At 67.5% G+C, this 25,832-nt stretch carries 24 protein-coding genes; 14 read left to right on the forward strand and 10 right to left on the reverse strand.

The annotated features are described in order from the left end of the window. The coding region (locus RT91_RS02960; protein ID WP_240314169.1) for a DUF6444 domain-containing protein at window positions 1–422 on the reverse strand (422 nt) is incomplete at its 3' end. 279 nt (window positions 423–701) lie between these two features. Here RT91_RS02960 and RT91_RS02965 point away from each other — a divergent pair. Both RT91_RS02965 and RT91_RS02970 read left to right on the forward strand, forming a co-directional pair. After that, on the forward strand, window positions 702–971 hold the full coding sequence (locus RT91_RS02965; RefSeq protein WP_007421979.1) for an HU family DNA-binding protein: 270 nt from the start codon (window positions 702–704) through the stop codon (window positions 969–971). Between the two features lie 325 nt (window positions 972–1,296). Further along, window positions 1,297–2,796, forward strand: a complete 1,500-nt coding sequence (locus tag RT91_RS02970; protein WP_035185715.1) for a Hint domain-containing protein — start codon at window positions 1,297–1,299, stop codon at window positions 2,794–2,796. Here the strand turns inward: RT91_RS02970 and RT91_RS02975 are convergent, their stop codons facing one another. Beyond that, entirely contained in the window at window positions 2,797–4,461 is a 1,665-nt protein-coding gene (locus tag RT91_RS02975) for an NAD+ synthase (protein ID WP_205408950.1), read from the reverse strand. Window positions 4,462–4,632: 171 nt separating this feature from the next. Here RT91_RS02975 and RT91_RS02980 point away from each other — a divergent pair, with 171 nt between their 5' ends. Then, a complete protein-coding gene (locus RT91_RS02980) occupies window positions 4,633–4,959 on the forward strand; it encodes a hypothetical protein (protein ID WP_007421976.1) in 327 nt (108 codons plus the stop codon). Window positions 4,960–5,049: 90 nt separating this feature from the next. Further along, window positions 5,050–5,397, forward strand: coding sequence for a YidB family protein (locus RT91_RS02985; protein ID WP_035185719.1), 348 nt, complete (start codon window positions 5,050–5,052; stop codon window positions 5,395–5,397). Between the two features lie 21 nt (window positions 5,398–5,418). On the opposite strand, the gene RT91_RS02990 is transcribed toward RT91_RS02985, so the two are convergent. Genes RT91_RS02990 through gorA form a run of 3 tightly spaced genes read right to left on the reverse strand, consistent with a single transcriptional unit; the run spans window position 5,419 to window position 9,411 of the window. Beyond that, window positions 5,419–6,570 carry a nicotinate phosphoribosyltransferase gene (locus RT91_RS02990; RefSeq protein WP_007421974.1) on the reverse strand — a complete coding sequence of 384 codons (1,152 nt, stop codon included), beginning with the start codon at window positions 6,568–6,570 and terminating at the stop codon, window positions 5,419–5,421. Next, entirely contained in the window at window positions 6,571–7,977 is a 1,407-nt protein-coding gene (locus tag RT91_RS02995; protein WP_035185721.1) for a class II 3-deoxy-7-phosphoheptulonate synthase, read from the reverse strand. A gap of 48 nt (window positions 7,978–8,025) precedes the next feature. Then, complete coding sequence (gene gorA, locus RT91_RS03000) at window positions 8,026–9,411, reverse strand: glutathione-disulfide reductase (RefSeq protein ID WP_007421972.1); 1,386 nt, start codon at window positions 9,409–9,411, stop codon at window positions 8,026–8,028. 216 nt (window positions 9,412–9,627) lie between these two features. On the opposite strand from gorA, the gene RT91_RS03005 reads away from it, so the two are divergent. Beyond that, complete coding sequence (locus RT91_RS03005; protein ID WP_035185722.1) at window positions 9,628–11,439, forward strand: cation:proton antiporter; 1,812 nt, start codon at window positions 9,628–9,630, stop codon at window positions 11,437–11,439. Window positions 11,440–11,445: 6 nt separating this feature from the next. Here RT91_RS03005 and RT91_RS03010 read toward each other — a convergent pair whose 3' ends face one another. Together RT91_RS03010 and RT91_RS03015 are read right to left on the reverse strand one after the other, a co-directional pair. Beyond that, complete coding sequence (locus tag RT91_RS03010) at window positions 11,446–11,796, reverse strand: hypothetical protein (RefSeq protein WP_007421970.1); 351 nt, start codon at window positions 11,794–11,796, stop codon at window positions 11,446–11,448. Window positions 11,797–11,812: 16 nt separating this feature from the next. Further along, window positions 11,813–13,063: a molybdopterin-dependent oxidoreductase gene (locus tag RT91_RS03015; protein WP_035185723.1), complete on the reverse strand. Its 1,251-nt coding sequence runs from the start codon at window positions 13,061–13,063 to the stop codon at window positions 11,813–11,815. Window positions 13,064–13,244: 181 nt separating this feature from the next. On the opposite strand from RT91_RS03015, the gene RT91_RS03020 reads away from it, so the two are divergent. Next, window positions 13,245–13,913, forward strand: coding sequence for a glutathione S-transferase family protein (locus RT91_RS03020; RefSeq protein WP_007421968.1), 669 nt, complete (start codon window positions 13,245–13,247; stop codon window positions 13,911–13,913). A gap of 21 nt (window positions 13,914–13,934) precedes the next feature. Here the strand turns inward: RT91_RS03020 and RT91_RS03025 are convergent, their stop codons facing one another. Continuing rightward, window positions 13,935–14,792, reverse strand: a complete 858-nt coding sequence (locus RT91_RS03025) for an NUDIX hydrolase family protein (protein ID WP_035185725.1) — start codon at window positions 14,790–14,792, stop codon at window positions 13,935–13,937. Window positions 14,793–14,826: 34 nt separating this feature from the next. Here RT91_RS03025 and RT91_RS03030 point away from each other — a divergent pair, with 34 nt between their 5' ends. The 5 genes from RT91_RS03030 (at window position 14,827) to RT91_RS03050 (ending at window position 20,339) form a co-directional block, all read left to right on the forward strand. Continuing rightward, complete coding sequence (locus RT91_RS03030; protein ID WP_007421966.1) at window positions 14,827–16,698, forward strand: ABC transporter ATP-binding protein/permease; 1,872 nt, start codon at window positions 14,827–14,829, stop codon at window positions 16,696–16,698. Between the two features lie 48 nt (window positions 16,699–16,746). Next, window positions 16,747–16,986 (forward strand): hypothetical protein, encoded by a 240-nt coding sequence (locus RT91_RS03035; protein ID WP_007421965.1) that lies wholly within the window; start codon window positions 16,747–16,749, stop codon window positions 16,984–16,986. Window positions 16,987–17,150: 164 nt separating this feature from the next. Then, entirely contained in the window at window positions 17,151–18,260 is a 1,110-nt protein-coding gene (locus tag RT91_RS03040) for a sugar ABC transporter substrate-binding protein (RefSeq protein ID WP_035185727.1), read from the forward strand. A 64-nt stretch (window positions 18,261–18,324) separates the two neighbouring features. After that, window positions 18,325–19,134, forward strand: coding sequence for an ATP-binding cassette domain-containing protein (locus tag RT91_RS03045; RefSeq protein ID WP_007421963.1), 810 nt, complete (start codon window positions 18,325–18,327; stop codon window positions 19,132–19,134). After that, window positions 19,131–20,339 carry a sugar ABC transporter permease gene (locus RT91_RS03050; protein ID WP_007421962.1) on the forward strand — a complete coding sequence of 403 codons (1,209 nt, stop codon included), beginning with the start codon at window positions 19,131–19,133 and terminating at the stop codon, window positions 20,337–20,339. The genes RT91_RS03045 and RT91_RS03050 overlap by 4 nt, the downstream gene beginning before the upstream one ends. Here the strand turns inward: RT91_RS03050 and RT91_RS03055 are convergent. Together RT91_RS03055 and RT91_RS03060 are read right to left on the reverse strand one after the other, a co-directional pair. After that, window positions 20,336–21,433, reverse strand: coding sequence for an FAD-dependent oxidoreductase (locus RT91_RS03055; RefSeq protein ID WP_035185729.1), 1,098 nt, complete (start codon window positions 21,431–21,433; stop codon window positions 20,336–20,338). The two genes, RT91_RS03050 and RT91_RS03055, sit on opposite strands and share 4 nt — an antisense overlap. A 4-nt stretch (window positions 21,434–21,437) precedes the next feature. After that, window positions 21,438–22,100 carry a cupin domain-containing protein gene (locus RT91_RS03060; protein WP_035185731.1) on the reverse strand — a complete coding sequence of 221 codons (663 nt, stop codon included), beginning with the start codon at window positions 22,098–22,100 and terminating at the stop codon, window positions 21,438–21,440. Window positions 22,101–22,286: 186 nt separating this feature from the next. Here RT91_RS03060 and RT91_RS03065 point away from each other — a divergent pair, with 186 nt between their 5' ends. The 3 genes from RT91_RS03065 to RT91_RS03075 are packed head-to-tail and all read left to right on the forward strand — an operon-like array spanning window position 22,287 to window position 25,815. Continuing rightward, window positions 22,287–24,599 (forward strand): xanthine dehydrogenase family protein molybdopterin-binding subunit, encoded by a 2,313-nt coding sequence (locus RT91_RS03065; RefSeq protein ID WP_035185732.1) that lies wholly within the window; start codon window positions 22,287–22,289, stop codon window positions 24,597–24,599. Then, window positions 24,596–25,021 (forward strand): DUF1489 family protein, encoded by a 426-nt coding sequence (locus RT91_RS03070; RefSeq protein WP_007424340.1) that lies wholly within the window; start codon window positions 24,596–24,598, stop codon window positions 25,019–25,021. Before RT91_RS03065 ends, RT91_RS03070 begins: the two co-directional genes overlap by 4 nt. Then, window positions 25,018–25,815, forward strand: a complete 798-nt coding sequence (locus RT91_RS03075) for a S49 family peptidase (RefSeq protein WP_035185733.1) — start codon at window positions 25,018–25,020, stop codon at window positions 25,813–25,815. The genes RT91_RS03070 and RT91_RS03075 overlap by 4 nt, the downstream gene beginning before the upstream one ends. Window positions 25,816–25,832: the final 17 nt, after the last annotated feature.

Below are 25,832 nucleotides of genomic sequence, written 5' to 3' on the forward strand. Positions count from 1 at the left end.
CTTGATCGGCGCAGATCGATCTTGTCGTAGCGCTGCGCGAGGCGCTGATCCGCGTCAGTCAGCCCGGCACGGCAGTGCTGGCAATGCGCCGCCTTCGCGATCACCGTCTGATCGGGGTTCTCGGCAAGCAAGCGACCGCCACCCTCACGGCCGAGACTGCCTTTGCGGGGCCCCTTGCGCGGACTTTTCTCGGGCCGGTTTGGCTTCTGCCCGCGCGATGGCGGCAGGCTCGAATTGTCCGGCCGCTTCGGCGGTTCGTTTAGCCGCGCCTCCAACTCCGCAATCCGGCGTTCCGCATCCGAAAGCCGGATTGCCAGTTCCGCGTTCCTGCGCTCGGATGATTGCAACGCGTCCCATAGCGCGCGGATCAGCGCGTCTTTCTCAGCGTGCGATAGGAGAGACAGGTCAGGAAGCTCGTTCACGCCTCCCGTCGAATCGTATCCGCCGTGGTCACGTCAATTCACAATCGATTCAACTTATCGACGGACCAGGATGAGCAGATACTGCGGTGTCGTCGCAACTTCGCCACGAGCGCGCAAATTGGCAGTCAACGCATTTTCGTATGTTGAATAATACGGCGAATCGCTACAAGATTCGCCGCCGATCGATTCGTTGTTGGTCGATTCGTCAATTTATCCAACCTGCCGGAAACGCCGGCATCGGCCCGAAAGCCGATCTTAGACAGGAAAGAGGCTTCGACCATGTCGAAAGCGTTTATCGCCGAGGTCATTCAGGGCTCCGCCGAAATCACGGGCGTGGCCGCCAACCGCGCCGCGACGGACCTGATGGAAGCAATCGTTAAGGAACTGAAAAAGAACGGGAAGTTCACGCTGCCGAGCTTCGGCACGTTTACCGTCCGCAAGACCAAGGCGCGCAAGGGTGTGAACCCCCGCACCGGCGAGGAAATCAAGGTCAAAGCAGGTAAGACTGTGCGATTCAAGGCATCGCCGTCGCTCAAGAAGATGGTCTGACCCTTCAGCTCCGGGGTCCAGTTTCTGCGTATTGTGACCGGAGCGATCCGCCGAGCGGGTCGCTCCGGTTGTGTTTCATGCTTTCACCCTGCGGCATTTGTCTCGCTACCCGGGAGATCGAAATAAGAAAGAAAGTTTTGTAACGAAAATGTTTTGCGTTGCCATCTTCAAATAACCGATAATAAATTTGATCAAATTTCAGAAATCATATACGATACTATCAAGTATAAAAAAAAGATAAAACTGAAAATTTTTCAAATTTTGAACTTACCCGGATTTTTATGCCTGTTATGGGCCAGGCACGACGTTCCGGTGGGAGAAGAAGATGAGCAGGATGACGAAGCCGGGCGGAAAGGCTCCGGAACCGGCACGGTCCGCGGCAGTGCGCAATCGCGATCCCGAAGCCAGGACGTTTGGTGTCCTGGATCTCCAGTTCACATCCGTTGATCCGATCACGATCAGCGGCACTATCGGCGGAACCGCCGATGTCGAATATGCCGATGAACTCCTGCTGTCGGTCCTGACGCCCATTGCCATGCCGCGCATCGATTCCGATCCGTCCGATGATCCGGACGAGTCGTTCGATATCGAGCAAAATGATCTTCACGAACACGCGGAAGACCAGGTCAGCACGGTTGCACCGTTGCAGCAGACGGACATGCACGGCACGACCGGCCTTGTCGATCTGACGCGTTTCGCCGCGGAGGCTGCCTCACCGCAAGCCGCGATGTCTCCCTTCGATCTGGCGCCCAGAGGCGTTGCGGACCAGACGGCCGCTTCCGCCGGGTCTGTGGATCTCGCGCCGCAGCCGGCCAGTGACAGGAATGCCGGCGTCACCACCTCGGTTTGTTTCCTCGAAGGAACCAGGATCTTCGGCCTGAATGGCGACATCCCGGTTGAGACCATGAACCGTGGCGATCGGCTGATCACCAAATCCGGAGCCATGCGGCCGGTGCGCTGGGTCGGACGCCGGACGATCGACAGCCAGCGCCATCCCCGGCCCGAAACAGTCTGGCCCGTGCGGATCGAGCGCGGCGCAATCGACGATGGTCTGCCCGAGCGCACACTCTATCTCTCACCCGATCATGCGATCTATCTCGATGGTTGCCTCGTGCCAGCCAAGGCGCTGGTGAACGGCCGCTCGATCGTCCAGGAGCAACGCCGCAACTTCACCTATTATCACATCGAACTCGAGACCCACGACATCCTGCTCGCGGAAGGACTGCCCACCGAGTCCTATCTCGACACGGGCAATCGCCGCTTCTTCGAAAGCGACGATGATGCGATGACCCTTCATCCCGATTTCGCACAGACGATGCGCGAAACCCGCAGTTGTGCGCCCTTTGTCGAATCGGGGCCGATGCTGGCCGCGATCCGGGCGCGCATCGATGCGCGGCTGCCCGCTGCCGAGATAACGACCGATCCCGGCCTGCGCGTGCTCGCGAACGGGCGTTTCCTGCCCGTCTCGTCACTCGATCCGACGACCTATGCCGTGCAGCTGCCTGCGTCGCCGACCGATCTGCGGCTGATGTCGAATGTCGTCGTCCCCGCCGAACTCCATCCGGACGCCGAGGATCGCCGTCGCCTCGGTCTCGACGTCGTCCAGCTGCTGATAATGAACGAGGGGCGGATGGTTCATGTGCCGCTCGAGAGCGAAATGCTGGGGGAAGGCTGGTACGCGCTGGAGTCCGGGCATCGCTGGACCAATGGCGATGCCATCATCCCGGCTTCACTGACGGCCGGCGCCAAGACGCTGCTGGTGCGCCTCGCCGGGCAGACGAGCTACCCGGTTGCCGGCGCCATTGCCGCCGGGGTCGGATCCTGATCAGCCGACCAGGCGGGTGAATCCGTTGGTGATCGGATAGCGACGGTCGCGGCCGAAGGCGCGCGCGGTAATCTTCACGCCGGGTGGCGCCTGGCGCCGCTTGTATTCAGCACGGTCGAGCAGCTTCCACACGCGTGCCACGGTCGCCCGATCATGCCCGGCCGCGACCAGTTCCTCGATCGATTTCTCGCCCTCAACCAGTCCTTCCAGCACGGCGTCGAGCACGTCGTAGGGCGGCAGGCTATCCTGGTCGGTCTGGTTCTCCCGCAGCTCTGCCGAGGGCGGTTTGGTGATCACGCGTTCGGGCATCACTGCTCCGGCCGGCCCCAGCGCGTCCGCCGGGCGATTGGCGTTGCGCCAGTGCGACAGCGCGAAGACCGTCGTCTTGTAGACATCCTTCAACACCGAATAGCCGCCGCACATGTCGCCGTAGAGAGTCGCGTAACCCACCGACATTTCCGACTTGTTGCCGGTGGTCAGCACCATGTGGCCAAGCTTGTTGGACAGCGCCATCAGGATCAGTCCGCGCGCGCGGGACTGGATGTTCTCCTCGGTGATATCCGGTGTCCGGCCCTCGTAGAGCGGTTCCAGCACGGCGGCGAAAGCCTCGGTGGCGCCGCCGATCGGCACCGTGTCGCAGCGGATGCCGAGCAGATCCGCGCAGGCGGCGGCATCCTCGAGGCTGTGCGCGCTGGTATAGCGGCTCGGCATCATCACCGCGCGCACCCGCGCCGGCCCGAGCGCATCCACCGCGACCGCCGCCGAAAGCGCGCTGTCGATCCCGCCCGAGAGGCCGAGGATGACGCCGGGAAACCCGTTCTTGTTCACATAATCGGCCAGTCCCATCACCATTGCCCGGTAGACCAGGTCGAGCCGCTCAGGCTCGGGCGGCAGAACGTGCGGCTCCGCGACCAGGCCCGTGGTTGTCCGCTTCCAGACGAGCGTCTCGATTGCCGCACGGAAATGCGGCATCCGCAGCGCCAGCGAGCGGTCGGCATTCAGCGCGAAGGATGCGCCGTCGAAAACGATCTCGTCCTGCCCGCCCGTCATCGCCGCGAAGACGAAGGGCAGGCCGGTCTCCACCACGCGATTGAGCGCGAGTTGCAACCGCACGCCCAGCTTGCCGTCCTCGAACGGCGAGCCGTTGATCGAGACGAGCAGTTCCGCGCCGGTCTCCGCCAGGGTTTCCGACACGGCCGGCAGCCACCAATCCTCGCAGATCATCACCCCGAGGCGAAACCCGCGGAACATCACCGGGCCGGGGGCCGGGCCGGGCGCGAAGACCCGCTTTTCGTCGAATACGCCGTAATTCGGCAACTCGTGCTTGGCCCGCCGGGCGATGATCCGTCCGCCATCAAGCACGAAAGCCGCATTATGCAGCGCGCCTTCCGCCCTCCAGGGCAGCCCGACGATGACGCCCGGCCCGCCATCCGCGGTATCGGCGGCGAGTTCGGCGGCAGCCGCTTCACAGGCGGCAACGAAGGCTGGCTTCAGCACGAGATCTTCCGGCGGATAGCCGGCGATGCCGAGTTCCGGCGTGACCAGCAGGTCGGCGCCGCGGCACGCGGCTTCGGCGCGGGCCGCGCGGATCGCCGCGAGATTGCGGTCGATCGCGCCGACATGAAGGTCGAGCTGGGCGATGGCGAGCGTGAGTGTGTCGGTCATGCCGGCTAGATAGGCGGTTTTGGTGCCGTCGTCACCGCGTGCCGGATTATGACGGATTGTTACGAACCTGCCATCATTTGGCCTCAACGTCTGGTTACCGCCCTCTCACGGCCTGGCGGACCGAATCGCCAGGCCGCAAGACAAGCCAACCTCTTATCGGAGAGATCTCCCATGACCATCGGCACGATCCTGCGCGCGACAATTCCCGCGCTCGCGCTCGCCTTCACCATGAGCGCCGCCGGCACCGCCCAGGCCGCCACCAAGAAGGCGCCGGACAGCAAGGCGAAGACGCATCATGTCGCCCACGCCGCCGCCCTGCCGGGCTACAAGACGCTCGGCGCGGCGAAGGCCGCCTGCCACGGGACGGTGGTTTGGCACGCGACGGGCAGCAAGGTCTTCCATGGCGAAAAGTCGAAGTATTTCGGCAAGACCAAGCGCGGTGCCTATGTGTGCGAGAAGGTGGCTCTCGAACATCATCTGCACGCCAGCAAATACTGAGTCCCTGACCACGATCCCGACAGGGATTGCTTGATTCGCGGCCGGAACGTGTGCAACGTTTCCGGCCGTATTTGGTTAGGGAGATTTCAAATGGGTCTGTTCAACGGAATTTCCGGTCTGATCAGCGGCCTTGCCGAGGGGCAGCCGGCCGGCTCCCTGGCGGAGGCGCTGGAGGGCAGTGGCATCAGTCTGTCCGACCTCACGCAAACACTCCGGCAAAGCGATCTCGGCCCGCATGTCGCTTCCTGGCTCGGCGCGGGAGAGAACCTGCCGGTCAGCGCCGAAGATGTGCGGCAGGCACTCGGTGACCCGCTGGTGGAAAGGATCGCGGCGCAATTCGGGATCGATACGTCGGCGGCGGCTCAACTTCTCGCGCAGCACCTTCCCGCCGCGGTCAGCCAGGCTGCGCCCGGCGACGAAACGACAGACGACGAGTGAGAGACGTCCGAGCTCGCCGCGTCAGGCCCGCTCGCGCAGCAGGAATTCGCGGCCGAGCTTGACCCGCGGCTCGCCGTCATAGGCGACGACATCCGCCGTTGCGTAAGTCTCGCTCCATGTCTCGGGAATGAAGCTCCCTGTCCCGACGACGTCGACGGGCACATGCGCATCCGCCATCACGCTGCACTTCTCGACACCGAAGCCGGACGATGCGACGATTTTCACCCGCACGAAACCCGCATCGTCCAGCACCTCGCGCAGCCGCCAGATCGCGGCGGCGGACACCCCGGTGCCGATCAGGTAGCGCAATTCGCTATGGCTGCGGTAACGGCGGATCGCGCCGGGCGCGTGCCGCTCCATCACCGCGTAGCTCTCCTGCGGGTCAAGCCCTTCGAGAAAGCGGCCGCCATGGGTGTCGAGCCGGATCGACAGCCGGCCCGCATCGGCCAGCTCGGGAAACCGCCGGCAGACGGCAAGCGCATCGGTCACTTCCCGGCCGAAATAATCAGTCAGCACCGTGAGGTCGGATTCGGGAAAGGTCTCGTGGAACATCTCGGCCGCGCGCACGGTGCTGCCGGCATATCCGATCAACGCATGCGGCATGGTCCCATAGCCATGCGGCGCACCGAAATAATGCGCGGTCTCGTCAGTGGCGTTGCCGATGAAGCCGCGCGCGCCCTCGGCCCGCGCCGCCCGCGAACCGACCGACGCCGCATAGGCCATCATCTCTTCCATTTCGGCGCCCGCGCAGTGGCGGGATTCCATCGCGAGAAAGGCGGCTTTCGGCAGGGCGGCGCACATCTGATAGGCATTGTGCGCGGCCACACAGGCCGGGCCGAGCTTCTGCAGCAGGATCGTCTCGAGATCCACCAGGGCCACGAAACTGCCGGTCACATAGGCAATCGGCTCGCCTGCGCCTACCCAGGATCCCTCGGGCCGGGCGAGTTCGACCTCGACATGCTCGCCGCGCGCCTCCATCACCTCGTCGAGCCAGCGCAGCATCAGCATCGGCGCGGAGACAACGGGGCGGCGCATGAACAGGGCGTAAGTGACCCGCGCATCGCCGAACCGGGCGACGATCGCCCTGGTCCGGTTGAAATAGGCATCGGTCCGCGCCGCGATCCCGGCGTCGAGATCGGGGCGCGGGACCGCCCGGCGTGCGGCGCGGGTCATTTACTCGGCGGCGATCGCGGTGCCGCGGGGCGCGCGACGGGTCTTCAGTTCCGCCGCGATCAGGAAGGCGAGTTCGAGCGACTGCTCGGCATTCAGCCGCGGGTCGCAGAACGTCTCGTAGCGGGCCCCGAGATCGGCCTCGGAAAGCTGCCGCGCGCCGCCGACGCACTCGGTCACGTCCTGCCCGGTCATCTCGACATGCACGCCGCTCGGCGTGGTTCCCTCGGCCTCGTGAATGTCGAAGAAGCCGCGCACTTCCGACAGGATCGCATCGAACCGGCGGGTCTTCACCTTGCCGGATGTCGTGATCGTGTTGCCGTGCATCGGGTCGCACAGCCAGGCCACATTGCGGCCCTCCCGCTTTGTCGCCCGCACCAGTTTCGGCAGCTTGGCGGCGATCTGCTCCGCGCCCATCCGCGCGATCAGCGTCAGCCGCCCGGCCTCGTTCGCCGGATCGAGGCGCTCGATCAGGCGCAGCATGTCGTCCTCGTCCATGCTCGGGCCGACCTTCATGCCGATGGGGTTCTTCACGCCGCGCATGAACTCGACATGCGCGCCGTCGAGCTGGCGGGTGCGGTCGCCGATCCAGAGGAAATGCGCCGAGCAGGCGTAATGATCGCCTGTCGTCGAATCGACGCGCGTCAGCGCCTGCTCGTAGGGCAGCAGCAGCGCCTCATGGCTCGTGTAGAATTCGGTTTCGTGGATCTGCGGGGTCGACTGGCTGGTCATGCCGCAGGCGGCCATGAACTGCAGCGTCTCGTCGATCCGCGCCGCGAGGTCGCGGTAGCGCTCGGCGAGCGGCGAGCGGCGCACGAAATCCAGGTTCCAACGATGCACCTGGTGCAGGTCGGCATAGCCGCCCGAGGCGAAGGCGCGCAGCAGGTTGAGCGTGCCGGCCGACTGGAAATAGCCGAACTCCATCCGCGCCGGATCGGGAATGCGGGCTTCGGCGGTGAAATCCGGCCCGTTGATGATGTCGCCGCGGTAGGAGGGCAGGGTGACGCCGTCGATCGTCTCGCTGTCCGAACTGCGCGGCTTGGCGAACTGGCCGGCCATGCGGCCGAGCTTTACCACCGGCATCGACCCGCCGAAGGTCAGCACCACCGCCATCTGCAGCAGCACGCGGAACGTGTCGCGGATGACGTTGGCGGTGAAGTCGCCGAAGCTCTCGGCGCAGTCGCCGCCCTGCAGGATGAACGCCTTGCCTTCCGTCGCCAGCGCGAGCGAGGCCTTCAGGCGGCGCGCCTCGCCGGCGAAGACGAGCGGCGGATAGCCATGCAGGCGGGCCTCCATCGCAGCGAGCTTCGCCGCGTCGGGATAGGTCGGCACCTGCTTGATCGGCTTCGCCCGCCAGGATTCCGGGCTCCAGCCCGCCGGATCATGCATCGTCGTGTCAGCGTCGTTCATGGCGATCTCCTTGGAGAAGGGCCTATAAGCCAAAACCGGGCGGGCGCGCTACTCCGCCGCCCGCGGCTTCGCCGATTCGCCGCCGCGGTTCACCCGTCGTGTCTCCGTCCGCAGGGTTACGAATTCCTCCGCCGCAGTCGGGTGGATGCCGATCGTGCGGTCGAAATCCGCCTTGGTCGCCCCGGCAGTGATGGCCACGGCAAGCCCCTGCATGATCTCGGCGGCGTCCTCGCCCAGCATATGCGCGCCGATGACCTGGTCGGTCTCCGCGTCGACGATCAGCTTCATCATCGTTTTCCGCGCGCGTCCGCTGAGCGTGTGACGCATGGGCGTGAACCGCGCGACGAACACTTTCGCGCCGTCGGGTGCCGCGTCCTCCGTCACGCCGACGGTGGCGAGCGGCGGGATCGAGAAGACCGCACTCGCCACATTGGCGAGGGAGATGCGGCGCGGCCGGTTGCCGAACAGCGTGTCCGCCAGGGCGTGGCCCTCGGCGGTGGCGACCGGGGTGAGGTTCAGCCGGTCGGTCACGTCGCCGAGCGCGAAGATGTGCGGGACATTGGTGCGATAATCCTCGTCGATCGGGATCGCGCCGCCGGGCCCGGCCGTCACGCCGGCCTTGTCCAGCCCGAGGCCCGCCACGTTCGGTGCCCTTCCGGTGGCGAAAAACACGCAATCCGCTTCGATCATGTGCCCGTTCGACAGATGCAGGCGCCGCCGCGCGCCCGCCGCCTCGATCCGCACGGGCTCGACGCCGTGATGCACGCCGATGCCGTTCGCCGCCAGCGCCTCCGCCAGCCCCGCCCGCAGGTCGGGGTCAAACCCGCGCAGCGGCAGTGGCTGGCGGTAGACGATGTCCACCTTCGAGCCGAGGCCGGCAAGGATTCCGGCGAATTCCACAGCAATATAGCCGCCGCCGACCATCACGACATGCTCCGGCCGCGCCGGCAGGTGGAAGGCGTCGTCCGAGACGATCGCGAGGTCCGCGCCGGGAATGGCGGGCCGGAGCGGCTGGCCGCCGGTCGCGATCGCGATCCGGTCGGCGGTGACGTGCTGCTCGCCCACCATCAGCGTATGCGGGCCGAGAAACCGCGCCCGCGCATTGAAGATCGTGGCGCCGGCCCGCTCCAGCAGTCCCGTATAGGCGCCGTTCAGCCGGCCGATCTCGCGGTCCTTGGCGGCGATGAAACCGGGCCAGTCATGCGCGACGGCGCGCATGTCCCAGCCGAAGCCGCGCGCATCGGCGGCGCCAAGTCCGTACTCCGCCGCCATCACCATCAGCTTCTTTGGCACGCAGCCGATATTCACGCAGGTGCCGCCCCAGTGCCGGTCCTCGGCGATGCCGACGCGCGCGCCATGCCCCGCCGCGATCCGCGCGAGCCGCACCCCCGCCGAGCCGCCGCCGATGACGAAAAGGTCGAAATCGTGGTTCATCCCGATCATCCTGTTCTCACGCCGCCTTACGTAAGGGTTTGTCGCACGATTGGCATGGGATGGAAACGGAATGGCCGCCCTGTCGCGATCGGGCCGGTTGGCGGGCGCGCCGGCCGGTGGCAGGGTCATTCCGCCGGTCCGCTTCCGCGCGCCGGTACTGCCTGACCATCCGCGGCCCACAATCCACGCTCATGCCTGTTTCGGGGAACCGGCCCAATGATCATCACCCTCGTCGCACTGCTCGCGGCCACGGTCGTCACGGTGCCGCTGGCGCGTCGCCTCGGGGTCGGCAGCATCGTGGGCTATCTATTCGCCGGGCTCATCATCGGTCCGGCCGGCCTGCGCCTCGTCACCGGCATCTCCGAAATCCGCAGCGTGTCGGAGCTCGGGGTGACCATGCTGCTGTTCCTGATCGGGCTGGAGATTCGCCCGCACCGGCTCTGGATCCTGCGCAAGACCATCCTGGGCCTCGGTTTCGGTCACATGATCCCGAGCGCCGCCATTCTGGCCGTCCTTGCCCATTTCGCCGGACTCGGCTGGCCGGCGGCGACGGTGGTCGGCCTCGGCCTGTCGCTCTCCTCCACCGCCATCGTCCTGCCGATGCTGAACGAGCGCAACCTGCTCAGCGCCGCCTCCGGCCGCGATGCCTTCGCCGTCCTGCTGTTCCAGGATATGGCCTTCATCCCCCTGGTCGCCCTGGTGCCGCTGCTCGTCGGCAATACGCTGGCGAGCCATCTCGCCGCCGGCGCGGCCCCGGCGGATGTCGCCGCGCATTTCGCCCACAATGTCCCCTGGCTCGCGGTCGGGCGGGCGGTGCTGGCGGTGGCGGCGATCCTGTTCGGCGGCATGGTCCTCGCCGACCGCGTCTTCCGCCTGATCGGCGGTGCGCGCACCCCCGAGGTGTTCACCGCGATGACGCTGCTGATCGTCGTCGGCACGGCGGCTCTGGCCCACTGGGCCGGACTGTCGGCCTCGCTCGGCGCCTTCATGGCGGGCGCGCTGCTGTCGGATTCGGAGTTCCGTCACGCCATCCAGGCCGATATCGAGCCGTTCGAGGGCCTGCTGCTCGGCTTCTTCTTCATCTCGGTTGGCATGTCGGTCGATTTCTCGCTGTTTCATAGCGAACCGCTGCTGATCGTCGCTTCCGTGGCCGCGCTGCTTGTGGTGAAGACCGCGGTCGGGTTCGTGGTCGCGTTCGCGAAGCGTCGCAACGTGGCCACCGCGCTGCGCTTTGCCGCGGCGCTGCCGGAAGGCAGCGAGTTCAGCTTTGTGGTCTTCGCCGCCGCCGTCGGTGCCGGGGTGCTGAACCGGGCCCAGTCTGGGCTGGCGACGCTCACTGTCGCCCTGTCGATGTTGGTGGTGCCGCTCGGTTTCGCCGGCATCGAGCGCTGGGTCATGCCGCGCATCGCCCGCCGGCAGACGCCGCCGAGCACCCCGATCGAGGAGGGCGCCGTCGTCCCGGTGCTGATCTGCGGCTTCGGCCGGGTCGGCCAGATCGTCGGCCGGCTGCTCTCGGTGCGACGGATTCCCTTCGTCGCCCTCGACCAGAACGCCGAACATGTCGCCTTCGTCCGCCGCTTCGGCGCGCGGGCCTATTTCGGCGATCCGGCCCGGCTCACCGTCCTGCGCGCCGCCGGCGCGGGCAATGCGAAGCTGCTGGTCATCGCACTCGACGATCCCGATGCGGCGCTCCGGGTGGCCGACCTCGCGCGCCGCCACCTGCCGCACCTGACCATCCTGGCGCGGGCGCGGAACCGCCGCCATGCCCAGTTGCTGATGGATCGCGGCGTCGAGCACATCGTGCGCGAAACCTTTGCATCGAGCCTCGAACTCGGCGAACGCGCGCTGCGCGAACTCGGCATTCCGGCCGAGGAGGCGGCGCGCACCATCTTCACGTTCCGGCAGCGGGACGAGGCGCTGCTCACCGAAACCCTCGGCTTTGCCGGCGACCCGTCGCGCGTGGTCGCCAGCATCGAGCAGAGCGTCGCCGAACTGCAGTCCCTCTTCGAGGCCGATCGCGGCGGCTGAGTTGGGCTATTTCATCGCCTTCTGCCGGGCCACCAGCGCGTCGACGATCTTCGGGATGTCGGCCTCCGCGTAGGGCGCGCCGAACGCTTTCTTCATCTTCGTCACCTCCACTGTCCAGGTCGATGCGGAAAGCTTCGGTTGCCGCTCAACGAATCCCGCCGAGTGGCAGGTGACGCAGTGCTGGTTCAGGATTTCCGCCCCCGTGCCCTGGAAATAGCCACCCGGAGAAGGAACGTTGACCGAGAGCGGCCCCAGCGTCGGTCCGGGTGCAGCCGCCAGTGCAATGGTGCCGCAGACGGTCGCCGCCGCGAGCGCAACAAGAGCGGCGCGCGCGGAATATGTGCTGATGATCTTCATGGCTTGCCGTCCTTTCTCAGGCGACCGTGACGTCGACATGTTCGATGGCGTTGTAGAGGAACCCGCCCGGATTCCAGCCTGCCTTCGCGGGCTGCACGTGCCCTGCCGCGTTGGTGGCCCGGACCATCAGCCGATAGGCCCCCGGTTTCGGGAAGCGCACCGGAATTTGCCAGTCCCGGAAGCCATAGGCACCATGGTTTTGCCCGAGCCTGGCCGGGCGCCAGCTCGCCCCGCCGTCGATCGACACGGCAACGGACTTCAGGGCGCTGCCGCCGCCGAAGGCAAAGCCGCGAACCACGACGGGTCTGCCGGCGGGCAGCCGCGCGCCGTTGGTGACGCTGCCGAAGAAGCTGCGCGGCTTCATCTCGTTGATCGGCACCATCTTGATCCCCGGCTCACCGGGTGTCATCGATCCGGTCGGCGTGTCAGGGATCTTGTAGGCGGTTGCCATCCAGAAATCGGTCGAGGGGTGATCCATCACCTCGATCTCGGTGAGCATCTTCACCCAATAGGTCGAATACCATCCCGGCACGATGAGGCGGACCGGGTAGCCATTGAGCAGCGGCAGATTCGCGCCGTTCATCTGGAAGGCGATCATCACCTCGCCGTCATTGGCGCGTGACAGCGGAATGGCCTTCTCGAATCTGACATCCGCCGGATACAGCCCGCCGCCCTGCTCGAGGCTGCGGAACGCAACATGCGTCGCCCCGGCCTTCACTCCGGCGCGGGCCAGCAGATGCCTGAGCGGCACGCCGGTCCACATCGCATTGTACATGGCGCCATGCGCCCATTGCGCGCCGGGCACCCGCGGTTCGATGAAGCCCCGGCTGTTGCCCGAGCACTGGTTCACCGCAGCGATCTTGCGGATCGGAAAGCCGTGCATCAGCTCGTCGAGCGTGATCTCGACCGGCTTGTCGACGAGGCCCGAAACCCTGATCCGGTATTTCGCCGTGTCGATGCTTTCCGGGAAGTCGGCCATGTGCCAGCGCACGAAGGCGCGGTCGTTCGGTGTGAACAGGTTGTCCCGGAACACCTCGAACGGCGTTTCCAGCAGCGGCGCGCGGGTCCGCTGCAGGATCATCTCGCCTTTTTGCGGAAACGTTCCCGCCGGCACGACGGGCCGCTCGCCATTGGCGAAGGGCAGGGTGACGGTCTGCGGCGCCGCCGCGCCGGCGCGCGAGGCAAGCGCAAGTCCGGCGATCGAGGCGGTGCCCAGCAGGGTCGCACGACGCGTGGCGCCGCCCTCGCTGGAAAAGCTTTGTTTCATGGCGTGTCTCCAAATATCGTTTCTTGAGCCCAACGGGTGTGTCCGTCAGCCTTTTGAGTGTAACGGAATTGTGATATTCTCGAAAGTGAATAAATGTGATGACATGCTACGGACGGTTGCGTGCGGTGCACGGCGCCGCCGCGTCTTGCACGCCGGTGCCGTCCTGCGATAACGCCGGTTCATGCGCATTCTACATCACCTCCCGCTCTCGCCCTTTGCCCGCAAGGTCAGGCTCGTGCTGGCCGAAAAGCGGCTGCCCTTCGAACTCAAGCTCGAACGGACATGGGAGCGCCGCCCGGAATACCTCGCGATGAACCCGGCCGGCACGGTGCCGACCCTGGTCGAGGAGAACGGGCTGGTGGTGCCCCATTCCAACGCCATCTGCGAATATCTCGACGAGGCGTACCCGGACATTTCCCTGATCGGCCGCACGCTGGCCGAGCGCGCCGAGATCCGCGCCGTCACCGCCTGGTTCGACGAGCGCTTCGCCACCGAAGTGTCGCGCAACCTGCTTTACGAGAAGGTGATGAAGCCGGCGGCCAAGCGCGGCGCCCCCGACCCCTCGCGCATCCGCGACGGCTATGCGGCGTTACGCGCCCATCTCGGCCATATCGGCTTTCTCGCCGAGCGGCGGAAATATCTTGCTGGCGCCAATCTCTCGCTGGCCGATTTCGCCGCCGCGGCGCATCTCTCGGCCCTCGATTTCATTGGCGATATCGACTGGTCGGTGAATCCGGCCGCCCGCGAATGGTATGCGCGGATCAAGTCCCGCCCGGCCTTCCGCCCGCTGCTGAACGATCGTGTCTCCGGCTTCACGCCGCCGCCGCACTACGCCGACCTCGATTTCTGATCCCTGCCACCCGGCGGCGCGTCAATCCGCCGCCGCCGGCGGCTGGGCGGCGAGCGCCGCCCGCACCCGGTCGCTCGGATCGGCGAGCACGCCGTGGCGGAGCAGGAAATCGATGATCACGAGATTGACGTTGAACTTTACCTCATCGGTCCCGGCGACGATGCCGAGCATCTCCCGGGCCGGGACGAGGCTGAAGGATTCCACCTCGCCATCCGCCGCTTCGGGGCGGAACGACTCGTCCAGCTCGAGGTCGTAGCAGACCAGCAGGTCGCGCCGCAGCCCCTCCGGCCGCTCCATGTCATAGGCGATCCGCGCCACCGCCCGCGCTTGGGCGATCGTGCCGGCGGGAATGCTCGCCTCTTCGGCAGCTTCCTTCGCCAGCGTGTCGAACGCGCCCATTCCGGCAGAGACGCCGCCGCCGACCAGGTTGTCCAGCTTGCCGGGATCGAGCTTCTTCGTCGCGCTCCGCCGGCCGATCCACAGATGGGGCCCGTCCGCCCGCCGCACATAGCCGTTCAGATGCACGCCGACGCCGATGACTCCGAAGGCGGGCAGCGCCCCGCGGTCGAGCGTTGCGAGCACCGGTCCGTCGATCCGGCTGCGCACGTCGAACAACTCGCCCCGCGTGCGGAAGCCGTGCGCCGGGCCGAGCGGGGTCGCCACCGCGTTCAGCCGCGCGGCCTCTTCCGGCGGAATGCTCAGCCCGCCGGGATGGGGACGCGCATAGAACGCAAGGTCCGCGGCCAGGGCGGCGCCGACATAGCCGACCGGCTCGTCGCCGATAAGGAGCGGAATCCGCCGTCCCGGCAGAACCGCCGTGCGGCACCGTGCGATACGTTCGAGCAGCGCGGCCGATACCTGCTCCTCAGTGCCGGCCATTTGCATTTCGTGAACTGCATGCCATCTGCCGGACATGGCCCGAACCGTCGACATTGCCAAGAGCGAAAGCAGTCTCGCCACCGTGCGCTCCCTGCTGCCCTATCTCTGGCCCAAGCGCGAGCCCGGATTGCGCGTCCGCGTCGTGCTCGCCTCCCTGTGCCTGGTCCTCGCCAAGGTCGCGACCGTCATCATCCCGATCCTCTATGCGCGGGCGGTGGACGTGCTGTCGGCCAAGGCCGGCCCGCTCGCCGTGCCGGCGGCGCTGATCGTCGCCTACGCGCTGGTGCGCATCGCCTCGTCCGGCTTCGGCGAACTGCGCGACGCGCTCTTCGCCGCCGTGCAGCAGCGCGCGGCGCGGGTGATCAGCCGCGAGACCTTCGAGCATCTGCACAACCTCTCGATGCGCTTTCATCTCGACCGGCAGACCGGCGGGCTCTCGCGCATCATCCTGCGCGGCACCACCGGCATCCAGACGGTGCTGCGCCTTGCCGTGTTCAACGTGGTGCCGACGCTGATCGAACTGCTGCTGACGGTCGGCATCCTCTGGCACATGTTCAACTGGATCTATGCCGCGATCACGCTGGTCGCGGTCGGCGGCTATCTCGGCTTCACCTTCGGCTTCACCTCCTGGCGCATCAAGTTCCGCCGCCAGATGAACGAGACCGACAACGCCGCCCAGACCAAGGCGATCGACAGCCTGCTGAATTTCGAGACGGTGAAGTATTTCGGCAACGAGGCGCATGAAAGCGTGCGCTTCGACGCGAGCCTTGCCGCCTACGAGACGGCGGCGGTCCGCTCGCAGGTCACGCTCAACGCGCTCAATCTCGGCCAGGCCGCGATCATCGCCGTCGGCCTTGCCGTGCTGATGCTGATGGCGGCGAACGGCGTCGTCGCCGGGCGGCTGAATGTCGGCCAGTTCGTGCTGGTGAACACCTACCTGATCCAGCTCTACCAGCCGCTCAACTTCGTCGGCTTCGTCTATCGCGAGCTGAAGCAGGGCCTGGTCGACATGGAGCAGATGTTTTCACTCCTCCGCACCCCGCAGGAGATCTCCGACCGGGCGGATGCGAAAACCCTGCCGGCGCGGGGTGCTCCCGTGCCGGTCGAGTTCGTGGATGTCCGCTTCGGCTACAGCCCCGATCGGGAGATCCTGCACGGCATCTCCTTCCGCGCCGAACCCGGCCGCAAGATCGCCCTGGTCGGGCCGACGGGGTCGGGCAAGTCGACCATTTCGCGGCTGCTCTTCCGCTTCTACGACGTGAGCGAGGGCGCCGTGCTGGTCGATGGCATCGACGTGCGCGACCTGACACAGGCGAGCCTGCGCGCCGCGATCGGCGTCGTGCCGCAGGACACCGTGCTGTTCAACGACAGCATCCGCTACAACATCGCCTATGGCCGCCCCGGCGCGTCGGATGCCGAGGTCGAGCGTGCGGCCCGCCTCGCCCAGATCCACGATTTCATCATGTCGCTGCCGCAGGGCTATGCGACCACGGTGGGCGAGCGCGGCCTCAAGCTCTCGGGCGGCGAGAAGCAGCGCGTCGCCATCGCCCGCACCATCCTCAAGGATCCCCGCCTGCTGATTCTCGACGAGGCGACCAGCGCCCTCGACACGGCGACGGAGCAGGATATCGGCGCGGCGCTGCGGCAGGTCGCGCGCGACCGCACCACGCTGGTGATCGCCCATCGCCTGTCCACGGTGATCGACGCCGACGAGATCCTCGTCCTGCGCGACGGCAACATCGTCGAGCGCGGCACCCATGCCTCGCTGCTCGCCGCCGGCGGCATCTACGCCGCGATGTGGGCCGCGCAGTCCGAGCAGATCGAGGCGGCCTCGGCCGAACAGGACCTCGCCACCGGCCCGCGCACCCGCGAGCTTCCCCTCCGCCCCGCGACGACTCCGGCCTGAGGGGCCGGCCGCCGCCATAACGATTTCATGACGCAAGGGAATGATCAGATGCACCAACAAGCAACCGAGGCGCAGATCCTCGAGGCCGGCCAGATCATCGACCAGCTGGTTCATCATATGGTCGAGAAGGAGATCCCGACCATCGCCATCGCCTCGGCCCTGCTCGGCGGCGCGCTGAACCTGCTGAGCGCCTCGCTGCCCGACGAGGCCATCCTGCGGATCCTCGACAATGCGATGGAAAGCGTGCGTTCCGGCGCGCTGCGCGAGATCGACGAACCCAAGCAATAGGGCCCCGCCGGCCGAGCGTCCGCGACAAGTCTGCATTTCCCGCTTGACAATGGTTCGGGCTTCACGATAGCAACCGATTTACTACAAGGGTCAAATTAATTGGAGCTCCGCGGTTCGGCGGAGGACCGGAATTCGATCCATCATTTCTTGGAAGAGGAAACACCATGAAAATCGCGTTCCCGACGATTATTGCCGCGTCCGCGCTGGCGGTTGGCGCCTTCGGCCTGACGGCCGCGCACGCCCAGTCGGTCACCCAGCCTTCCGTGCACCAGATCAGCAGCAAGAAGACGACGATCGCCTTCCTGCTGCCCGAGAACTCCTCGCCGCGCTATGAGCAGGTCGACCGTCCCTGGTTCATCAAGATGGCGCATGCGGCCGATCCGAACGCCAAGCTGATCGTCAGCAACGCCAATTCGAGCCCCGACACCCAGCTCAACCAGGCCGAATCCGCGATCTCGAACGGCGCGGACGTTCTCGTCGTCGATCCGGTCGACGGCAAGGCCGGTGCCGCGATCGTCAACTACGCCGCGCGCAACCACGTCAAGGTCATTTCCTACGACCGTCTGATCCAGGATTCGAAGCCCGATTACTACGTCTCGTTCGACAACACGAAGGTCGGCGAGCTGCAGGGCGAGTATATCGCCAGGCACACCAAGCCCGGCGGCAGCGTGATGATGATCAACGGCGCGCCGACCGATCCGAACGCGTTCGACTTCCGCAAGGGCGCGATGAACGTGCTCGGCCCGCTCTTCAAATCCGGCAAGCTGCACCTCGCCTACTCGGTGATGACGCCGGACTGGAGCCCGCAGAACGCGTTCGAGGAAAGCCAGCAGGCGCTCACCCGGCTGCACAACAAGGTCAACGCCGTCCTCGCCGCGAATGACGGCACCGCCTCCGGCGTGATCCGCGCGCTCCAGGCGGTCGGCCTCGCCGGCAAGGTGCCGGTGACCGGCCAGGATGCGACCAATGGCGGCCTGACCTTCATCCTCGAAGGCCTGCAGTCGATGACCGTGTTCAAATACGTCCCCGAGGAAGCCGCCGCGGCGGCGGAACTCGCGGTGGCGGTGGCGACCGACACGAAGCCGCCGGCCGGCCTGCTGAACGGCAAGACCAACAACAAGATGATCGACGTCCCGTCGGTCCTGCTGAAGCCGCTCGTGGTCACCAAGGCGAATATCGCCGGCTCGGTGATCAAGTCGGGCTATACCACCTGGAAGGCGATCTGTGTGGGCCCCGCGGCCCAGGGCAAGATCTGCAAGGCCCACGGCGCCTGATCCGGGACCATTGACGGCGCGGCGGACGCCCCGCGCGTCCGCCGTTTGCTTGGGAGGACGAGAGATGAGTGCGGCAATCGCGGCTGAACCCGCCGCAGCACCCCTGCTTGAGGTGCGCGGCCTGCAAAAGCGCTACGGCGCCGTGGTCGCCCTGCGCGACGTGAACTTCACCGTCCGCCGCGGCGAGGTGACCGCCCTGCTTGGCGACAACGGTGCGGGCAAATCCACGACCATCAAGGCGATCGCCGGCGTCGCGCCGATCGACGAGGGAGAAATCCTGCTCGAGGGAAGGCCGGTCTCGATCCGCCACCCGTCCGAGGCGACGGCGCTGGGCATCCAGACCGTGTATCAGGATCTCGCCCTCTGCGACAATCTTGGCATCTGCGCCAATCTCTATCTCGGCCGCGAACTCGTCAGCACGCCGACCGCGCTCGGCCCGCATGTGCTGCGCGATGTCGACATGGAACTCGAAGCGCGGCGGGTGCTGAAGACGCTGCGGATCAACCTGCCCGCGCTCGATACGCCGGTGGCCTCGCTCTCCGGCGGGCAGCGCCAGGCGGTCGCCATCGCCCGCGCCGTGCTGTGGGATTCGAAGCTCGTCATCATGGACGAACCCACCGCCGCCCTCGGCGTCGCCCAGACGGCGGAGGTGCTCCGCCTGGTGCGCGACCTCGCCGAGCAGGGCTATGGCGTCATTCTCATCACCCACAACATGCAGAACGTCTTCCAGGTGGCGGACAACATCGCCGTGCTGCGCCTCGGCGCCACGGTGATGGAAGCCCGCAAGAGCGACGTGACGCCGGAGCAGGTGGTCGGCGCCATCACCGGCACGCTCGCCATTCCCGGGACCGGCGCGGCAGGAGCCATGGCATGAGCAGCGTGCAGCATCCGGAGCAGAAATCCGAGCAGAAATCCCCGTTCAGGCGCTGGCTGACCGGGGTCGCGCAATCGACCGATCTCGGCATGCTGCCGGTGATCGCGGCACTCATCGTCATCTGGATCGTGTTCGAGACGCTGAACGCCAACTTCCTGACCCCGCGCAACCTCTCCAATCTCGCGGCCCAGATCGTCGTCACCGGCACGCTGGCGCTCGCGGAAATCTACATCATCCTGCTCGGCATGATCGACCTGTCGATCGGCTGGAACTCGGTTCTCGCCGCGTCGGTGTTCTCGCTGGCCACGGTGTTCTTTCACCTGCCGGTCGGCGTCGGCATCGTGCTTGGAATCGCGCTGGCGACCGGCCTTGGTTTCCTCCAGGGCATGGTGGTCTCGCGGATCGGCGTGCCGAGCTTCGTCGTCACCCTCGGCGGCGGCATGATCGCCGAGGGCCTGACGCTCGCGATCCTGACGCCGCATGGCGGATCGGTGCCGCTGGCGGACAATTTCACCACCGCGATCGGCACGCTCAATCTCGATCCGCTGTGGTCGTGGGTGCTGAGCCTGCTGCTGTTCGGCGCCTATGCCGCGGTCACGCTGAACGGCATCCGCAAGCGCACGGCGAGCGGCCACGAGGGCGGGTTCGCCGCGACGATGCGGCTGGTCGGCGTCGCCATCATGCTGTTCGGCGCGGTGTTCATGCTGAACGCCTATCGCGGCGTGCCGTTCCTGCTCATGATCTTCCTGATCGCGCTGTTCGCCTCGGCCTTCGTCACCAAGTCCACCCGCTTCGGCCGGCATCTCTACGCGGTCGGCGGCAATGCCGAGGCGGCGCGCCGCGCCGGCATCTCGGTGAAGGGGATTCAGCTCGCCGTCTTCATCATCGCCGGCTTCCTTGTCGGCCTCGCCGGCTATCTCGATGCGGCGCGCCTCGGCGTCGCCTCCGCCTCGGTCGGCAATGGCGACATCATGCTCAACGCCGTCGCCGCGGCGGTGATCGGCGGCACCTCGCTGTTCGGCGGGCGCGGCAGCGTCTATGGCGCGCTGTTCGGCGCACTGGTGATCGCGAGTGTCAGCAACGGCATGAACCTGCTCGGCGCCGCCTCATCGGTGCGCTTCATCGTCGAGGGGCTGATCCTGCTGGCCGCGATCACCATCGACACCATCCTCCGCCTCCGGCGGATGCGCAGCGGCCGGGCCTAACGCCCGGCTGCCACGCCAGCCGCGGGAAGGCCGCCGCCATGTTGCGCATTCATGGCGGCGGCTGCCTCGGCGGCGGCCAGCGCGCCCTCGAGATAGCCGCCGAATTCCGGCGCGCTCTCCGATCCCGAAAGCAGGACGCGGTCGCGCCACGGCGCGGGCAGGGCGAGCGGCGCATAGGCCGGATGCCCGGCCAGCGGCGGGGCGTCGGCCGGAGTCGCGGTCAGCTCGTCGGTCGACCAGTCCTGGATCAGCAGCGCGCGCGGTGATCCGGCCGCCGGGCCGAACAGCGAAGCGAGCTGGGCGCGCACCGCATCCTCCAGCCTTGCCCGGCGCGCCGCCCGCATCGCGGCCGGCCAGGCGAAGAAGCCGAACAGCGCCGCCTCGCCCGCGGCACCGGGCAGGCTGGCATCGTGAATCTCGCCCAGCGGCCCGCACCGGCTGAAGGCCCCGCCGGACAGGCCGGAAGCGCGCCAGACCGGCGCGTCGTAGATCGCCAGCGCCTTGGCGTGCCCGGCCATCCAGGTCGGCACCGCCTCGAACTGCCGCAGCGAAGCGGCGGGCAGGGCGGGCGCAAAGCCGATCGTCGCCGCCAGTCGCGGCGGCAGCGCCAGCGCCACGCGCCGCGCCCGCAGCGCTGCCGCCCCGGTCTCGACGCCGACCGCATCCGACTCCAGGACCAGCCGCTCGACCCGGGTGCCGAGCCGGATCGTGCCGGGGGCGAGGCGGGCGGCGAATCCTTCGGCGAGGGCGGCGATCCCGCCCTCGACCCGCATGCTCGGCGGCTCCTGCGCGAAGCCGTGGGGCAGGCGCTGGGCCGTCCCGTCGCTGTCCTGGAACACGAAGCCGCCTTCATCCGCCTGGCGGTAGAGCCGGAGGCCGAGTGCCGCGGCGGCCCGCGCCACGCGCGGCTGCATGGCCGGCCAGATCCAGGCCGGGCCGAGATCGTAGCAGCCTGAAGCGGTGCGGTGTCCGAGGCTTCGTCCGCCGGTCCGCGAACGCGCCTCGATCACCGCGACATCCTGGCCCGCTTCCTGCGCGCGTGCCGCGAGGGCGAGCCCGGCAAGGCCCGCCCCGACCACGATCAGGTCGTGCATGGCGTCAGGCGGCCGCCGGCAGATGGCCGCTCTTGCGGTAGAGCAGCGCCCCGTCGGCGCTGGCCAGCGCGAGCCGGCTGCCGGCGGGCAGCCGCAGCCATGTGCCGGCGCCGAGCGTCGCGCCGTCCCGCGCGATCGACCCCTCGACCACGAAAATCTCGACCCCGCGCGGATATGCCTGCTCCGCGCTCTCGATCCCGGCGGCGAGGCGGATCATGTCCACCTGCTCCCAGGGCGCCGAAAACAGCAGCGCCTCCGACCACCCCGGCGCCCGCTCGCGCCACAGCCCGGGATCGGTGGTGTCGATGCGTACCGGCGCGGCCTCTTCCGGCGGCATCTGCCGCAGCTTCACCAGGATCGTCGCCCCCGGCGCGCTGGAGGGCGTGTGCCGCGACCCGGGCGGATTGCGCACGTAATGCCCGCGCGGAAAATCTCCGGTCTCGTCCGAGAACACGCCCTCCAGCACCAGGAATTCCTCGCCCTCGTCATGCCGGTGCGGGCTGAAGGCCGAACCCGGCGCGTAGCGCACCAGCGAGGTCGCCCGCGCCACCTCGCCGCCGTCGCGCTCCAGCATCCGTCGCTCCACGCCGGCCATCGGCGAGGCGATCCAGTCGAGCGCCGCCGAATCGACGAGCGCCGGCTGGCGAAGATCGGCGTTGATCTGCATGTCTGCTCCTTTCGGCCCGTGGCCGGTCCCAAACACATTCTATCGCCTGCATATGGCCTGTTTCGTGCCGAGGGCAAACCGCTGTTGCCTTGCCGGTCTATTGTATTTTCCCGACCGACCCATATCCTGAGCGCAGGGAAGGCGCGCTGCGGCCGCCGTCAGCAACTGGAAGATGAGGAATCGATCATGGTGAAATTCGGTCTTGCCCAGCCGGTCAAGCGCGTCGAGGATTCGCGGCTGCTGCGCGGCGCTGGACAATATACCGACGACGTTCCGGGCGAGGGCGCGCTGCACCTGCACGTCCTGCGTTCGCCGCACGCCGCCGCGACGATCACCGGGATCGACGCCGAGGCCGCCCGCGCGGTGCCGGGCGTCGTCGCCATCGTCACCGGCGCGGATCTCGCCGCCGAGGGCATCGCGCCGATTCCCTGCATGGTGCCGATCAAGAACCAGGACGGCACGCCGCGCGCCCAGGCCGATCGCCCGGCCCTCGCCCTGGGCGCGGTGCGCCATGTCGGCGAGCCGGTGGCCTATATCGTCGCCGAAACCGCGCAGGCCGCGCGCGATGCCGCCGAGCTGGTCGACGTCCGCTACGACACGAAGCCCTCGATCACCGATCTGGCCAGCGCGATGTCCGACAGCGCGCCGCGCGTGCACGAGGACGCGCCGGCCAACCGCGTCTTCGACTGGGCGGTGGGCGACGCCGCGAAGGTGGACGAGCTGTTCGCCGCCGCCGCGCATGTGACGAAGCTGCGCATCGTCAACAACCGCATCGTCGTCAACTCGCTGGAGCCCCGTGCCGCCCGCGCCGAGTTCGACGCGGCGTCCGGCCGCTGGACGCTGACCACCAACACCCAGGGCGGCTGGCTGCTGAAGGACTGCCTCGCCGGCGCCGTGTTCAGGGTGGAGCCGGCAAAGTTCCGCGTCATCACCCCGGATGTCGGCGGCGGCTTCGGCATGAAGCTGTTCGTCTATCCCGAGCATGTCATGGTCTGCCACGCCGCCCGCAAGCTGGGCCGGCCGGTGAAATGGACCTCCGAGCGCAGCGAGGCGTTCCTCTCCGACACGCATGGGCGCGACCACATCACCATCGGCGAGCTGGCGCTCGACGCCGATCACCGGATCACCGCCATGCGGGTGACGGACACGGCGAACATGGGCGCCTATCTCTCGAATTTCGGTCCCTTCATCCCGACCCTCGCCGGCACCAAGGTGCTGGCCAGCGTCTATGGCATGAAGGCGATCCATGCGCGGGTGTTCGGCGTGTTCACCAACACCGTGCCGGTCGACGCCTATCGCGGCGCCGGCCGCCCGGAGAGCAACTATCTCGTCGAGCGGCTGATCGACGCCGCCGCCCGCGAACTCGGGATCGACCGCGCCGAGCTGCGCCGCATCAACATGGTGCCGGCGAGCGCCATGCCCTTCACCACCGCGATGGCGCAGACCTACGATTCGGGCGATTTCCACAAGGTGCTCGACCATGCGCTCGACATGATCGACTGGAAGGGCTTCCCCGTCCGCCGCGCGAAGTCGGCTGCCGCCGGCAAGCGGCGCGGCATCGGCATGGCGTATTACCTCGAGGCGACCGGCGGCGCGCCGGAGGAGCGCGCCGAGATCCGCTTCACCAGGGATGGGCATGTCGATGTCTATGTCGGCACCCAGTCCACCGGCCAGGGCCATGAAACCGCCTATGTGCAGCTGGTGAACGACCGGCTCGGCATCGATCCTGACAAGATCCGCGTCCGCCAGGGCGATACCGACACGATCCCGCAGGGCGGCGGCACCGGCGGCGCGCGCAGCCTTTATTCCGAGGGCCAGGCCATCGCGCTGACCACCGCGACCATTCTCGAAAAGGGCCGCAAGGCCGCGGCCGATCATCTGGAGGCCGCGGAGGCCGACATCGTGTTCCAGGACGGCGCGTTCCGCATCGTCGGCACCGACCGGGCGGTCGACGTCATCACCCTGGCGGCGGAGCTGCACGGCGATCAGGGCAACGCGCTCGATACCGCCGAGATCGCCAAGATCGAGAAGCACACCTTCCCGAACGGCTGCCACATCGCCGAAGTCGAGATCGATCCGGAAACCGGCGTGACCTCGGTGCTGCGCTATCTGGTGTGCGACGATGTCGGCACCATCGTGAATCCGATGATCGTGCGCGGCCAGGTGCATGGTGGCGTCGCCCAGGGGCTCGGGCAGGCGCTGCTGGAGAACACCGCCTACGACCCGGAGTCGGGCCAGCTCGTCGCCGGCAGCCTGATGGATTATGCGCTGCCCCGCGCCGACGACCTGCCGGATATCGAGGTGGAGTTCGTCTCGGTGCCCTGCGCCTCGAACCCGCTCGGCGTGAAGGGCGCGGGCGAGGCCGGCGCCGTCGGCTCGCCGCCGGCGCTGATCAACGCGGTGATCGACGCGCTTGCCGTCGACGGTATCCGCGAGATCGACATGCCGGCGACGCCCGAGCGCGTCTGGCAGGCGATCTCGGCGCGGCAGGCCGCTTGATCCACCTGGTCAAGCTCGCGGTCGGCGTGAAGGATCCCGGCCACCTGGCCGAGATCCAGCGCCGCCGCGCCGTGGCCGATCCGCCGCTGCGCCACCAGACCCGCAGCTTTCCCAAGCGCGCGGCGGAGCTGACCGATGGCGGGTCGATCTACTGGGTCATCACCGGCGCCGTGCTGGTTCGCCAGCGTGTGCTCGACGTCACCGAGGATGTCTGGGATGACGGCACGCGCTGCACCGGCCTCGTGCTCGATCCGACGCTCGTCCGGGTCGAGGCGCGGCCGATGAAGCCCTTCCAGGGCTGGCGCTACCTCGCGCCGGACGACGCGCCCGCCGACCTGCCGGAAGGCGGCCGCACTTCCGGCATCGAGGACTTGCCGCCGGCGCTGCGGCGCGACCTGCGCGCCCTGGCGCTGCTGCCATGACGTTCCGCCTGCCGTGGTCGCGCCCGTGCGTGCCGGTGATCCGGCTTGCCGGGCTGATCTCGCCGCGCGAGGGGGCGGTCAATCTCGAACGCTTTGCTCCGGCCATCGACCGCGGTTTCGACCTCGCCAAGGGCGGGACGAAGCTGCTGATCCTCGCGATCGAGAGCCCCGGCGGCTCGCCGGTGCAATCCGACCTGATCGGCCGGCATATCCGCCGCAAGGCCGGGGAGACGGGTGTGCGCGTTCTCGCCGTGATCGGCGATGTCGGCGCGTCCGGCGGCTACTGGATCGCCTGTGCGGGAGACGAGATTTTCGCCAATCCGATGTCGATCGTCGGCTCGATCGGGGTGGTCGGCGGCGGTTTCGGCCTGCATGACCTGATCCGCCGCTTCGGGATCGAGCGCCGCATCGTCACCGCCGGCGCCAACAAGCTGCGCAACGATCCGTTCTCGCCCGAACGGCCGGGGGACGCCGCATTCAACCAGGCGCTGCTCGACGACATTCACGACGCCTTCAAGGCGTGGGTGCGGGAGCGCCGCGGCGCCGCCCTGAAAGGCGACGACACGGTGTTCGACGGCTCCTACATGCTGGGTAGCGCGGCGAAGGCACGCGGTCTGATCGACGGATTCGGCGATGTGCGCGGCCTGATCACCGGGCGCTGCGGCCCGCGCGCGAAGCCGGTCTTTCTTGGCCCGAAGCGGAAATTCTCGCTGCTGCGGCTGTTTGGCCGCTCCAGCCTGATCGAACTCGCCAATGCGATGGAGGCCGAGGCGCTCACGCCGAAACTCGGCTGAGCGCCCCGGTCGCTTCG

This window comes from Acidiphilium sp. JA12-A1, assembly GCF_000724705.2.
Classification (GTDB): Bacteria; Pseudomonadota; Alphaproteobacteria; order Acetobacterales; family Acetobacteraceae; genus Acidiphilium; species Acidiphilium multivorum.

Bases quoted from the DNA above. Each gene is read 5' to 3' on its own strand.
- RT91_RS02965 (WP_007421979.1), top strand. From the start codon at position 702: ATGTCGAAAGCGTTTATCGCCGAGGTCATTCAGGGCTCCGCCGAAATC.
- RT91_RS02970 (WP_035185715.1), top strand. From the start codon at position 1,297: ATGAGCAGGATGACGAAGCCGGGCGGAAAGGCTCCGGAACCGGCACGG.
- RT91_RS02975 (WP_205408950.1), bottom strand. From the start codon at position 4,461: ATGACCGACACACTCACGCTCGCCATCGCCCAGCTCGACCTTCATGTC.
- RT91_RS02980 (WP_007421976.1), top strand. From the start codon at position 4,633: ATGACCATCGGCACGATCCTGCGCGCGACAATTCCCGCGCTCGCGCTC.
- RT91_RS02985 (WP_035185719.1), top strand. From the start codon at position 5,050: ATGGGTCTGTTCAACGGAATTTCCGGTCTGATCAGCGGCCTTGCCGAG.
- RT91_RS02990 (WP_007421974.1), bottom strand. From the start codon at position 6,570: ATGACCCGCGCCGCACGCCGGGCGGTCCCGCGCCCCGATCTCGACGCC.
- RT91_RS02995 (WP_035185721.1), bottom strand. From the start codon at position 7,977: ATGAACGACGCTGACACGACGATGCATGATCCGGCGGGCTGGAGCCCG.
- gorA (WP_007421972.1), bottom strand. From the start codon at position 9,411: ATGAACCACGATTTCGACCTTTTCGTCATCGGCGGCGGCTCGGCGGGG.
- RT91_RS03005 (WP_035185722.1), top strand. From the start codon at position 9,628: ATGATCATCACCCTCGTCGCACTGCTCGCGGCCACGGTCGTCACGGTG.
- RT91_RS03010 (WP_007421970.1), bottom strand. From the start codon at position 11,796: ATGAAGATCATCAGCACATATTCCGCGCGCGCCGCTCTTGTTGCGCTC.
- RT91_RS03015 (WP_035185723.1), bottom strand. From the start codon at position 13,063: ATGAAACAAAGCTTTTCCAGCGAGGGCGGCGCCACGCGTCGTGCGACC.
- RT91_RS03020 (WP_007421968.1), top strand. From the start codon at position 13,245: ATGCGCATTCTACATCACCTCCCGCTCTCGCCCTTTGCCCGCAAGGTC.
- RT91_RS03025 (WP_035185725.1), bottom strand. From the start codon at position 14,792: ATGGCCGGCACTGAGGAGCAGGTATCGGCCGCGCTGCTCGAACGTATC.
- RT91_RS03030 (WP_007421966.1), top strand. From the start codon at position 14,827: ATGGCCCGAACCGTCGACATTGCCAAGAGCGAAAGCAGTCTCGCCACC.
- RT91_RS03035 (WP_007421965.1), top strand. From the start codon at position 16,747: ATGCACCAACAAGCAACCGAGGCGCAGATCCTCGAGGCCGGCCAGATC.
- RT91_RS03040 (WP_035185727.1), top strand. From the start codon at position 17,151: ATGAAAATCGCGTTCCCGACGATTATTGCCGCGTCCGCGCTGGCGGTT.
- RT91_RS03045 (WP_007421963.1), top strand. From the start codon at position 18,325: ATGAGTGCGGCAATCGCGGCTGAACCCGCCGCAGCACCCCTGCTTGAG.
- RT91_RS03050 (WP_007421962.1), top strand. From the start codon at position 19,131: ATGAGCAGCGTGCAGCATCCGGAGCAGAAATCCGAGCAGAAATCCCCG.
- RT91_RS03055 (WP_035185729.1), bottom strand. From the start codon at position 21,433: ATGCACGACCTGATCGTGGTCGGGGCGGGCCTTGCCGGGCTCGCCCTC.
- RT91_RS03060 (WP_035185731.1), bottom strand. From the start codon at position 22,100: ATGCAGATCAACGCCGATCTTCGCCAGCCGGCGCTCGTCGATTCGGCG.
- RT91_RS03065 (WP_035185732.1), top strand. From the start codon at position 22,287: ATGGTGAAATTCGGTCTTGCCCAGCCGGTCAAGCGCGTCGAGGATTCG.
- RT91_RS03075 (WP_035185733.1), top strand. From the start codon at position 25,018: ATGACGTTCCGCCTGCCGTGGTCGCGCCCGTGCGTGCCGGTGATCCGG.